General features: G+C 48.8%; 7 protein-coding genes. 4 read left to right on the top strand and 3 right to left on the bottom strand.

Going from position 1 to position 12,007, the window contains the following annotated elements; translation table 11 throughout:
• Positions 1-36: 36 nt before the first annotated feature.
• Together ACP7FG_RS03405 and ACP7FG_RS03400 are read right to left on the bottom strand one after the other, a co-directional pair.
• The gene (locus tag ACP7FG_RS03405) at positions 37-561 is read right to left on the bottom strand and encodes a hypothetical protein (protein WP_054491259.1); all 525 of its coding nucleotides are present in this window, start codon (positions 559-561) and stop codon (positions 37-39) included.
• Positions 562-671: 110 nt separating this feature from the next.
• On the bottom strand, positions 672-1,835 hold the full coding sequence (locus tag ACP7FG_RS03400; RefSeq protein ID WP_439225516.1) for an endonuclease/exonuclease/phosphatase family protein: 1,164 nt from the start codon (positions 1,833-1,835) through the stop codon (positions 672-674).
• Positions 1,836-2,274: 439 nt separating this feature from the next.
• Between ACP7FG_RS03400 and ACP7FG_RS03395 the strand changes: the two genes are divergently transcribed.
• The 3 genes from ACP7FG_RS03395 (at position 2,275) to ACP7FG_RS03385 (ending at position 10,187) form a co-directional block, all read left to right on the top strand.
• Entirely contained in the window at positions 2,275-5,406 is a 3,132-nt protein-coding gene (locus ACP7FG_RS03395; protein ID WP_222236572.1) for a TonB-dependent receptor, read from the top strand.
• Positions 5,407-5,551: 145 nt separating this feature from the next.
• Positions 5,552-8,704 (top strand): TonB-dependent receptor, encoded by a 3,153-nt coding sequence (locus ACP7FG_RS03390; RefSeq protein WP_439225515.1) that lies wholly within the window; start codon positions 5,552-5,554, stop codon positions 8,702-8,704.
• Between the two features lie 94 nt (positions 8,705-8,798).
• Complete coding sequence (locus ACP7FG_RS03385; protein ID WP_199496378.1) at positions 8,799-10,187, top strand: Na+/H+ antiporter NhaC family protein; 1,389 nt, start codon at positions 8,799-8,801, stop codon at positions 10,185-10,187.
• Here ACP7FG_RS03385 and tadA read toward each other — a convergent pair.
• Complete coding sequence (tadA, locus tag ACP7FG_RS03380; protein WP_439225643.1) at positions 10,180-10,653, bottom strand: tRNA adenosine(34) deaminase TadA; 474 nt, start codon at positions 10,651-10,653, stop codon at positions 10,180-10,182. The two genes, ACP7FG_RS03385 and tadA, sit on opposite strands and share 8 nt — an antisense overlap.
• A gap of 69 nt (positions 10,654-10,722) precedes the next feature.
• Between tadA and ACP7FG_RS03375 the strand changes: the two genes are divergently transcribed.
• Positions 10,723-12,006 carry an amidohydrolase gene (locus tag ACP7FG_RS03375; protein WP_271331933.1) on the top strand — a complete coding sequence of 428 codons (1,284 nt, stop codon included), beginning with the start codon at positions 10,723-10,725 and terminating at the stop codon, positions 12,004-12,006.
• Position 12,007 lies beyond the last annotated feature (1 nt).

Here is a 12,007-nt window from a genome sequence, read left to right as displayed (position 1 = left end):
GGCGTAACGCCAATATCTACCTGTTATTTGATGAACTTAGAAGTTGTAAGTCACGCCAAGGTGAACTTCGTTGTCTATGCTGTTGAAGTTTCCGCGGAAACCGGCGTCAGCAGAGAACTGTTCAGTGAAAGCGTAGCGTAAACGTGCGCCTACTGATGCGAAGCCGTCTAAGCCCCAGTCATAGCCTGCGTCCACAATAGCTGTCGTTTGCTGGCTGAGTTTGGTCATAGCACCAATACCGGCATAAGCGCTGGTGTCGTCGCCGTATTCAAAGTCATAGTGGCTAACACCGCCTTTTAAGAAGGTGTTGAACTGTTTGCCAGCACCCATGTCCAGGAAGTACTTAGCGCCAGCGCGAAGTGAGTAGTCACCCATGTCGGTTAGCTGAACTTCGCCGACCCAGTTAGGGGCGATGGTGGTGGAGCCTTCGACGTAGAAGTCGGAGTCGTAGAAATCGGAAAAGCCACCGCTGATGTAGTTCAGATTGTCAGCCTGAGTGGCTGCTGAAAACACAAACGAACTGCTTGCGAGTAACGCTGTTGATAGTATGAGCTTTTTCATAGTTTACCTCCTTGGATACAATAACTTCATTATGGCACCTAAGGAGGATTTCAACAGCCCTTCAACTGTAAAGGTTCAGTAAAATAAAGGGCTGCAGAGGTGTTTGGTGTTTATTTAACGATATCTAACCAAACCAAACGATGATCGGAAGAGGCGCTGCGCTTATTCATTAGCTGGCTGCCGGGTTCATCATCGACAGGCCAGAACACGCCGGCGTCTTTTACAATTAAGTCGTCCGAGGGCAGCACGTAGTCAACGCGCTTACGCCAGGCGGCGGTATGGTACTGCGAGTTGCCGTTATTGGGAGAGTGCTGCTGTCCGCCCTGGCTTTGTGGCTTTACGTCATTAACCCGGGGGTGGTCCAGTAGCTGCTCAATGGCACCGTCGACGCCACCGGAACCGGCTTCAGCGTTCATGTCCCCCAGAATAACAAAGCTTTCATTCTCGCTAAGTCCGCCACGCACGCCATTATCGTCGTAAAGGTAGTTGTCACTGCCAGGCGTGAGGTAATCGGCAAATAAGCGGATTTCATCGAAGTTACGCATACCATTGCTGTTTTCCGGGCCGTCGAAAGCCGGTGGTACAGGGTGCGCCGCTAACAGATGAATAACCCGGTCGCCCACTTTTACCGGGACATCCCAGTGTGACTTAGAGCTTAACGGGTACTGCGCCATTATTTCATCGGAGTACCACTGCTCCTTGGTCGGCTGTTCCTGTTCATTCATAACGTAAGGAATGTGACGTCCGGGCATGTCTTTCCACAAAAAGTGCTGAAAGGTACGCACTTTATCGGTTAACAACGGGTACTTCGACAGTATGACCATACCGTACTGGCCGGGATACCAGCCAAAGCCCCAGGCATCTATGCCGGTACCTTCTTTTTTACCGTCGCGGTTTAAATCAAAAGGCGAGGGCACACCGGTGTTTACCGGGGCGGTATAAGCGTAGGGGTACTCAATGGCTTGCTGGCCATTTTGTGAAACCGCTAAATAGTCTTTTTGAAAGACGTTAACGCCAACTTCAGGGTCAAGGTAGTCAAACTCGTTCAGCAGCACAATGTCAGGACGTACGCGCTGAAGAATTTCAGCAATACCCCGTATTTGCCCGTGACCTTGCTGCAGTATTTCCGGTAATGGTGAGTTGTCTAATGTCGGTAGTTCATTTTCACTTAAGTAATTAGACGCATCCATACTGACATTAAAGGTCGCAACCCTTATTGTTTCAGGTTCATTTTTACCGGAGCCTGCTGTGGCATAAAAAGAGGTAGGAATCATAAAGACAACGAATGTTAAAAATACAAAAAAACGCATAAAGCCCATGGAATAACCGTTAGAGAGCAGCCTAAGACAATTGAAGAGAATAAAGGTTCCCGAATGACTAGGCAAGGGCAAAGATTTTGATTAAAATATGTCACATATCTGACACACAAATGTCTTAGAAGCGTAATGAATTCAGCCGCATCCCATACAGCTCCGACCTCTTGCCGTACTTCTGACTCTTATCAGGTCATGAGCTTTCCGGTAATGAACCAGCTATTATGCCGCGGCTCGTCATCGAATACTCAGCGAACGACCCATTTTTCTCTCCCGTCTTCGCAAAAAAGTTCCTTCGCTTCTTCTGTTTTTTTTCAAACCTTTCACGAAATTGTCACAAATGAGCCTTACCCTCATTCGTGCTTAAAAACCCAAAACCAAAACCGGGAAGAACAAAACTATGTTTAACTCCACTTTCAAGCGTACAGCTGTCGCAGCTGCTATTGCTTTTGGCCTTAGCGGTGTAGCTATTGCACAAGATACATCGTCAGTTGTCCGTGGTAACGTTGTTACTGCTTCTGGCGACGTTGCGGCAAACGCACGTGTTGAAATTATTCACATTCCAACAGGAACTCGTTCCGTTGCGACAACCAACGAGTCTGGAGCTTTCGCAAACTCTGGTCTGCGAGTCGGTGGCCCTTACCTCATCGTTATTGAAGGTGAAAATGGCCGCAAAGTATACGAAGACGTATACTTAACGCTGGGCGAATCTTACCGTATTAATGCTGAGCTTGAATCAACCGACATGGAGCGTATTCAAGTTTCCGGTGCGGCGATTTTAGGTGGTGAAAACCGCGGTAGCAGCAGTTTCTTCGGCGAAGATGACATTGCAAATACGCCTACCTTTAACCGTGACTTAAAAGAAGTAGCACGTTTAAACCCATACGTTAACTTGTTGTCAGGTAGCGAAGCACCAATGAGTATTGGTGGTTCTAACCCGCGTTTCAACTCTATCTCAATTGATGGTGTTGGTGTAAACGACGACTTTGGTCTGAACGGTAATGGTTATCCAACCCAGCGCTCACCTATTTCAATTGATGCGGTAGAGCAGGTTGCTGTTGATATGGCACCGTTTGACGCTTCTCAGGGCGGCTTCTCTGGTGGCCGTATTAATGCGGTGACTAAATCAGGTTCTAACGAATTTGAAGGCTCGCTTACATACGAGCGCATGAGCGACGCATGGGCAGGTGACCCGGAAAACCCTGAAAGTGGTCAAGAAGTTCCATTGGATTACGAACGTGATACTTACAGTATTGCGGTTGGCGGTCCAATCATTAAAGACAAGCTTTTCTTCTTCGTTAACTACGAAAACGCACAAGAACCGGCACAAATTGAGTACGGTCCTGCAGGCGCTGGCGCACCGAACGACAGCAACGTGACTCAGGAAGAGTACAACCGTGTTCGCGAAATTGCACAAACTCAGTACGGCTTCGATATTGGTAACTGGGACACTGTCCGTGATACCGAAAACGACAACTTGTTGGTTAAGCTGGACTGGAACGTCAACTACGATCACCGTGTTGCGTTAACCTATAACCGCACTGAAGGTAACAACCTGCGCGGCGTTAGCAGTAGCCAGAACTCTTTAAACCTGGACACTAACTGGTATGACTACCAGCAAAACATGGATCTGTTCCGTTTGTCCTGGTTTGCTGACTGGAGTGGTGACCTTTCAAGTGAAATTTATGTCAGCCACAAAGCGGTTGAAGCAATTTCTGGTTTGGTAACCAAAGACTTTGGTGACGTGAGCGTCCGTACTGAAAATGGCACTCTTAACTTTGGTCCTGATTCAAACCGCCACGCTAACCAGTTAGAAAACGATAATTTCAAAATTGGCGCGAAATTCGATTACCTGGTCGGCGATCACGAAATTGAGTTCGGTGGTGAGTATGACAGCGTTGACGTATATAACGTGTTTGTACGTAACTCTTTAGGTTCCTGGTCTTACGAGTCAATTGATGACTTCGAAGCCGGTACTGCCGATGAGTTCTTCTACGAGAACGCTTACACGAATAACGCGACTGACGCAGCGGCTAACTTTGAGTTAGGCATGCTGAACTTGTACGTACAGGACAACTGGTACCTGAACGATACAATGGAATTAGGTCTGGGTGTTCGTTACGAAACCTACATGGTTGACGACAAGCCAACATTAAACGAGAACTTTGTTGACCGTTATGGCTACAGCAACCAGGAAAACTTAGACGGTAAAGGCATTTTCTTACCGCGCGTTGACTTCAAATGGTTCGCTACTGACGACATGGTCGTTCGTGCCGGATTTGGTCGTTTCTCTGGTGGTCGTCCAAATGTTTGGATCTCAAACTCGTTCTCTAACGACGGCTATACTCTGGTACAGTTTGACCGTGATCAGGTATCAGAAGATCAGTACCTGGAAAACCAAAACCCTGCACAAATTCCGCAAGCGGTATTGGACAGCATGGAAGCCGGTGACGGTGACACTAACAGCATCGATCCTAACTACGACATTCCGTCTGACTGGATTGCTCGTGTAGGTGTTGACTACCGTTTCGACATTCCTAGTGTTGGTGATAACTTCCAGGCAACTGCTGAAGTTACTCGTAAGTGGATGACAGACAACAGCCAGTGGATTGATATCTCACGCTGTGTTGCTGATGAAACTGCAGCAGGCATCAACATTTATGAGCCGTGTGACCCAACTGCACCAAGTGGCCACTATGACCTGCAGCTGACTAACGAAGACAAAACCGGTAAAGCATGGTTGTTAACAACTTCATTGTCTAAAGCCTGGGATAGCGGCTTTAACGCATACGCTGCTTACACCTTCCAGGACATCGAAGAAGGTAACCCGGGTACGTCGTCTACTGCGACTTCAAACTACCAGTACAACATTGTTCGTGACCGTAACCAGGCATTGCTTGGCACTGCTGACTATCAGGTTGAGCACAGCCTGAAAATTGCATTAGGTTACAGCACTGAATTTGTTAGCGGTTACGCGTCTAAGTTTAACTTATTCTTCAACCGTCGCTCAGGTACTGCGTTCAGTTACACCATGGGTATGTATAACGATGGTGACTTCGGTGATCAGCCATACTTCCAGGGTGGTGGTTCTTACCTGCCATACATCCCGACTGGCGCGGATGACCCTGCATTCAGCCCTGAAAGCCCGTTGTCGTACGAAGAAGCCATGGCTTACTTCCGTGACGCTGGTTTAGAACAGTACGCAGGTGGCTTTGCACCGAAAGGTACAGGTCGTTCACCTTGGGTTACCAACCTGGACTTCCAGTTCCAGCAAGAAGTACCTGGCTTCGCAGAAGACCATAAAGGTATTTTCTACATTACCGTTAATAACCTGTTGAACCTTATCGACAGTTCAAAAGGTGAAGTATTGCGTCAGCAGTACACTAACCAGTCGGTTGTAGACTTTGCCGGTCTTGATGACCAGGGTCGTTACATGTATGCCGAGTCATTCTTTGGTTATAACGACTGGAGTATCTTCGAAGCTGAAGAGTCTACCTGGCGCCTGAAGCTGGGTGTTAAATACACCTTCTAATTTCGCTTTGAGTGAAACAGCTAAAGAATAACGAAAGCCGCACCTTAAGTGCGGCTTTTTTTTGAGCAAAGTTCACAGAGTTGTCACAAATAAGCTATACCCTTATTTGTAGTAAAACCAAAACAAAACCGGGAAGAACAAAACTATGTTTAACACGACTTTTAAGCGCACTGCTGTAGCTGCCGCCATAGCAATGGGGTTAGCAGGTTCAGCCGTGGCGCAGGAAACCTCTTCAAGCTTGCGCGGTGTTGTTACCACTGAGTCAGGGCAGGTGGTTTCAAATGCAACCATCCAGTTACGTGATGAGCGTACTGGTAGTGTCAAAACCTTACGCTCTAACGAGCAGGGGACATTCTCTTCACGTGGTTTGCCGGTTGGCGGGCCATACACTTTGGTGGTTGAAGGCCCTGAAGGGCGCACCCAGGTTGTCGAAGATGTTTATCTAACTTTAGGCGATTCACAAAATGTGAACGTGATGCTGGAGCGCCAGGCGGACATGGAGCGTTTAAGTGTAACCGGCTCTATGACCAGTAACGCTTTGTATGGCAGTAACAGTCCGGCCGCGAACTTCAATCTAGAAGATTTGGAAAATGCACCGGCTGCAAACCGTGACTTAAAAGATGTGGTGCGCATTGACCCACGTATTTACATTAACGAAACCAATGCCGGCGACATTCAGTGTGGTGGTGCTAACCCACGTTTTAACAGTCTGACGGTTGATGGCGTCCGTATGAACGACAACTTCGGTCTGAACAGCAGTGGCTACCCAACTGAGCGTATGCCTTTTTCTTACGACTCGATTGAGCAGGTAGCGGTTGAGTTTGCACCATTTGATGTGCAATACGGCGGCTTTACCGCCTGTAACATTAATGCTGTGACCAAAACCGGTGACAACGAAATGTTCGGTGGTGTGTTCTACGATTACACCAACGACTCTTTGCAGGGCGACGAGTTAGAAGGCGACACCATTAATATTGGCGACTTCAGCGAGAAGCGCTATGGCTTTAATGTTGGTGGTGCTTTCATTGAAGATAAACTGTTCTTCTTTACTTCTTACGAGAAACTGGAAGGCTCTGACACTTTTGATCGCGGTCCGGAAGGTTCTGGTGCAGCGACCGAAGTTGCCGGTGTGACTCAGGCCGACGTTGAGCGTATCGCTAATATTGCACAGAATGTTTACGGCTATAACCCGGGCGGGTTCCCGGCGAGCTTACCGGTAGAAGACGAAAAATTCCTGGCCAAGTTGGACTGGTACATTAGCGATGCTCACCGTGCGTCATTAACTTACAACTACAACGATGGCTACTCTATTGCAGAGTCTGACGGCGATTCAGACGAACTTGAATTCTCTAACCACTTCTACGAGCGTGGCTCTAAGTTTACCTCTTATGTTGGTGAGTTATATTCCGACTGGAGTGATAACTTCTCGACTGAAACGCGTGTGGGTTATTCTGAGCTGGACGCTCGGGTGAGCCCCCTGGGTGGTACCGACTTTGGTGAAGTTCAGATTGGTGTTAACGACGCAACGGTGTATTTAGGTGCGGATGACTCTCGCCATGCCAACAAACTGAAATACGACACCACTTTCTTTAAATTGAAAGGCACCTACTTGCTGGGTGACCACGTTATTTCTGCCGGTATTGAGCGGGAAGAGTACGACGTGTTTAACCTTTTTGTACAGGAAGCTGAGGGCGAATATCGCTTCGGTTCTATCGACGACTTTGAAGCCGGCACACCGTACGCGGCTATCTATGAAAGTGCCGCGGGTACCAACAACCCTCAGGATGCTGCTGCTGAATTCGCTTACGCGGTTAACACGGCATACGTTCAGGACGAATATTACTACGCATCAATGGATATTACCTTCACCTACGGTTTGCGTTACGACTGGTATACTAGTGATGACTACCCGGTGAACAACCCGTTAACTCAGGAACTTTACGGGTTCTCTAACCAGCAAAACATGGACGGTCAGGACTTACTGCAACCACGCTTTGGTTTTAACTGGTTTGTTAACCCTGACTTAGAAGTCCGCGGTGGTGTTGGTTTGTACTCCGGTGGTAACCCCAATGTGTGGATCTCGAACAACTACTCGAATAATGGCGTGACTCAGTACCAGGCCTTCCGCGATTTCTCCGGGGAGTCATTATTTGGTGTGCCGCATACTGGCGACGGCAACCCAATTTTTGACATTCCTCAGGAAATGTACGACGAAGTGGCTAACGCCAGCGGTCAGGGCCCGATTAACACAATGGATCCTAACTTCGACCTACCGAAAGAGTGGAAGTACGCATTAGGCGCAACTTACACCCTGCCGGATGACTACATTTTGATGGCGGACTTCTTATACACTGATAAGAAAGATGCGGCGATTATTTATAATCTGGGCTTGGAGCAGGTTGATACGGCGCCGGATGGACGTCCAATTTTTGATGAGATGTCTACTGACGGGCGTGACCAGGGCGACGACTTTCTGTTGACGAATGTTGACGGCGATTCTGGTTCACAAACCACGGTTTCACTGGCGTTAAGTAAGTCGCATGACTTTGGTCTGGACTGGACCTTCGGTTACGCCTATAACAAGGCGGAAGACGTTAACCCAATGACCAGTTCGGTGTCGTTCTCTAACTACACGAACCTGGCAACGGCAAACGCTCAGAATCCGGGTGTTGCAACTTCTAACTACGAGATCCCGCATCGCTTTACCTTTAAAGCGAACTACACCAGAGAGTTCTTCGATGGTTACAACACTGTGGTGACCTTATTTGGTACGCGCAACAAAGGCCGTCCGTTCTCTTACACAATGAGCGATGGTCCTTTTGGTGAAGTGGCGTACCAGGGCCGTAGCTTGCTGTACGTACCGACGGGTCTGGACGATCCAAACTTTGCGATTGGTACTGACGGCGACGGTAACCCATTTGAGACCGGAGCATTCTTCGACTTTCTGGAAGAGTCGGGTTTGAGCAAGTACGCTGGTGGTATTGCGCCGCGTAACGAGTTCAACAGCAAATGGTGGACCAAAGTTGATTTGCGCATTGAGCAGGAGCTTCCGGGCTTTATGGATGACCACAAAGCGTCCGCGTTCTTCGTCATTGAAAACTTAGGTAACATGCTGAACGATGACTGGGGCGTGCTTTACGAAGCGAGCTTCCCTCGTGCAGTGACTGTGGCTGACGTCGAAATTAACGACGCCGGTCAGTATCAGTACAATTCGTTCCGGGACATTAGCAATGTTCAGTCTCGCGCCGGTGCGCCTTCGCTTTGGTCTGTACGTTTAGGCGTAGAATACAAGTTCTGATTGTTTCACGCCGAATGAATAAACCGCCGCTGGTATTGCCCGCGGCGGTTTATTATTTTAATCTCCCTTTATCAAACACTAATTAGCTGACCCAATGGAACTGAGCTGGACCAGTCTTTTACCTTCCTTGCTGGCAATTGTATTTGCCATTGTTACCCGAAAAGTTCTGCTGGCGCTTATTGGCGGCATTATTCTGGCCAATATTCTGTTGTTCTGGCCGGCTCCGGAGAATATCGCCTACGGCACGCTGAACAGTACCTGGGACACCCTTGTTGACCCCAGTAATATGCTGGTGTGGTTTTTTACGCTGGGCATTGGTGCTTTATTCGGGGTGCTGGAAAACGGCGGCACCTTTAAACAGTTCGTATTAAAGCTAGAGCGTAAACAGTGGATTGAAAGCAAACGCCGGGCGCGCTTAATGACCTGGGTTTTGGGCGTTATTGTTTTTATTGAGTCTAACGTCACTATTATGATCTCAGGCACAACCTCACGACCTATTTATGACCGTCTGGGCATAGCGCGTGAAAAGCTGGCGTATATTGTGGATTCAACCTGTGCGGCCATTTGTATTCTTATTCCTTTGAATGCCTGGGGGGCGTTTAATTTAACGCTAATTTCTAACCAGGGTGTTGAACAACCGCTACTGGTGTTCATTCAGTCTATAGCCTTTAACTTTTATGCCATTTTTGCGGTATTGCTGGCGTTGTTTGTGGCTTTGTTCGACTGGAATATTGGCCCAATGAAAGCGTTTGAGAAGAATGCGGTGCCTGATCAGGTATCACAAAACACCTGGGGCGACGGGCCCGATGAAGAGGCCAGCTTTGGTAAAGGCACCGCGGTGGTGATGACCAGCCTGATCTCTTTAGTGGTGATGGTACCTGTCATGCTGCTGATAACCGGAAACGGTGTATTGGTGGACGGTAACGGCACCTTAAGTGTGTTCATTGCTATATATGTGGCATTGGGCCTTGCGGTGGCGGGTACGTTAATGACGCAACCGGTTAACCTGATGGATGTTGGCCGCTACCTGTTAAAAGGGGCGTGGAATATTCTGCCGTTGGCGGTTATTTTGTGGTTATCGATTGCGCTGGGTGGTTTAACCCGTGACTTAGGTACCGGCGAGTTTCTGGCTGCTGCGCTGGACGGTTCCGTGCAATTATGGATGCTGCTGCCGCTGATTTTTGTCTTGTCCGCTATTACCGGGTTTTCTATTGGCTCCAGCTGGGGCACCTTTGCCATCATGCTGCCACTGGCTATTCCGCTGGCAATGACACTGGGCTTACCGGCTGCACCTTTTATTGCGGCGGCAATTTCCGGCGGAATTTTTGGTGACCATGCGTCGCCCATTTCAGATACCACCATTATTGCGTCCATGGCGTCGGGCGTTGAGCATATTGACCATGTTCGTACGCAGTTGCCTTATGCGTTGTTGGCCGGGTTAGGCGCAACCGTAGCTTATGCAATAACGGGTATGCTTATTTAGGGTTAACTTTGGCAGACTTGCGGCGGGCGCGGAAAAATCGTCGTAAAATATCGCCGCATTCTTCTGCCAGTACGCCGCTTTGAACCTCAACTTTGTGGTTCATCGATGCGTGATTAATGACATCAATGGCGGTGCCGGTAGCGCCGGTACGAGGGTCGGTGGCGCCAAAGACTAAACGCTTAACACGGGCATGGGTTATCAGACCGGCACACATGGCGCAGGGCTCTAAAGTGACGTACAGCGTAGAGTTGACCAACCGATAGTTATCGATAGCCTGACCTGCTGCGCGAATAGCCTGAGCTTCGGCATGGGCAGAAGGGTCGGACAAAGAAATTACCTGATTGTAACCTTCGCCAACAATTTTTCCGTCCATGACCAACACCGCGCCAACGGGCACTTCGTCGGCTTTTTGCGCTTGTTCAGCAAGCTCTAATGCTCGCTGCATGTAGATTTCATCGGTTGTCATGGCGGCGATTTTAGCGCAGGATATTACCCAGTACCAGAACAACAATCCGCACCTATGCAGGAGAGAATAATGAAAAAGCTCGTTATTAGCTTAATGCTGGCCAGCAGCTTTGGTTTTAGCGCACAAGCGGCGGCGCAACAGTCGCCGGTAAAAGTCAGCAGTGATTTAGAAGCTCAGGTTATTGAATGGCGTCGCCATATTCATGCTAACCCTGAACTGAGTAACCGTGAGTTCGAAACCGCAAAAATGGTGGCTGAGCATTTACGTTCTCTGGGCATGGAAGTGGAAACCGGTGTGGCGCATACCGGAGTTGTGGGCCTGCTTAAAGGCGGCAAACCCGGCCCTACCATTGCGCTGCGCGCTGATATGGATGCACTGCCGGTCACTGAACAAACCGACGTGCCGTTTAAGTCGACGGTAAAGTCTGAGTATCGCGGTAACGAAGTGGGTGTTATGCACGCCTGCGGACACGATACTCACGTAGCTATGTTAATGGGCGCGGCTGAAAAGCTGACTGAAATGAAAGACGAGTTAGCCGGTAATGTGATGTTTATTTTCCAGCCGGCAGAAGAAGGTGCGCCTGAAGGTGAAGAGGGCGGTGCTGAACTGATGCTGGAAGAAGGTTTGTTTGCCGACAACAAGCCGGAAAAAGTGTTTGGTATTCATGTTTGGGCAGGCTTCCCGACAGGGCATGTGGGTTATCGTAAAGGCCCGTTGATGGCTTCTTCTGACCAGTTTGAAATTAAAGTCAAAGGTAAGCAGACACATGGTTCAACCCCCTGGGGCGGTGTGGATCCTATTGTGACTTCAGCGCAAATTATTAATAACGCACAAACTATTATTAGTCGTCAGACCAATATTACTAAGGCACCGGCGGTATTGTCCTTTGGTATTGTTGAAGGTGGTGTGCGTAACAACATCATTCCCGATGAAGTCACCCTAATTGGTACTATCCGCAACTTTGACATGGATATTCGTTCGGATATTCACGATAAACTGAAGTTGACTGCAGAAAAAACCGCAGAAGCTAATGGTGCTGAGGCCCATGTGCATGTTGACCTGGGTTACCCGGTAACCAGCAACGACGCAGACTTAGTTGAGCAGATGCTGCCAGTGACTAAAGCGGTTGCCGGTGCCGATAAAGTGCAGGAAGTGCCGTTAGTAACCGGCGCGGAAGACTTTTCTTATTATGCACTGGAAGTACCGGGCATGTTTGTATTCTTAGGTGTAACGCCTCCGGAGCGTGATATGGCCAACGAGCCCAGTAACCATTCGCCGCACTTCTATGCCGACGAAGACGCACTGAAAACCGGTACTGAGCTTTATGTGAATTGGGCGCTGGAATCACTCTAAT

The sequence above is a fragment of the Idiomarina sp. ST10R2A5 genome (assembly GCF_051842325.1).
Taxonomy (GTDB): Bacteria; Pseudomonadota; Gammaproteobacteria; order Enterobacterales; family Alteromonadaceae; genus Idiomarina; species Idiomarina abyssalis.
This window is presented reverse-complemented; position numbering and strand designations above follow the sequence as displayed.

Excerpts from the sequence above, each read along its gene's own strand:
- ACP7FG_RS03375 (WP_271331933.1), top strand. The coding sequence starts at position 10,723 with ATGAAAAAGCTCGTTATTAGCTTAATGCTGGCCAGCAGCTTTGGTTTT.
- ACP7FG_RS03400 (WP_439225516.1), bottom strand. The coding sequence starts at position 1,835 with ATGATTCCTACCTCTTTTTATGCCACAGCAGGCTCCGGTAAAAATGAA.
- ACP7FG_RS03395 (WP_222236572.1), top strand. The coding sequence starts at position 2,275 with ATGTTTAACTCCACTTTCAAGCGTACAGCTGTCGCAGCTGCTATTGCT.
- ACP7FG_RS03405 (WP_054491259.1), bottom strand. The coding sequence starts at position 561 with ATGAAAAAGCTCATACTATCAACAGCGTTACTCGCAAGCAGTTCGTTT.
- ACP7FG_RS03385 (WP_199496378.1), top strand. The coding sequence starts at position 8,799 with ATGGAACTGAGCTGGACCAGTCTTTTACCTTCCTTGCTGGCAATTGTA.
- ACP7FG_RS03390 (WP_439225515.1), top strand. The coding sequence starts at position 5,552 with ATGTTTAACACGACTTTTAAGCGCACTGCTGTAGCTGCCGCCATAGCA.
- tadA (WP_439225643.1), bottom strand. The coding sequence starts at position 10,653 with ATGACAACCGATGAAATCTACATGCAGCGAGCATTAGAGCTTGCTGAA.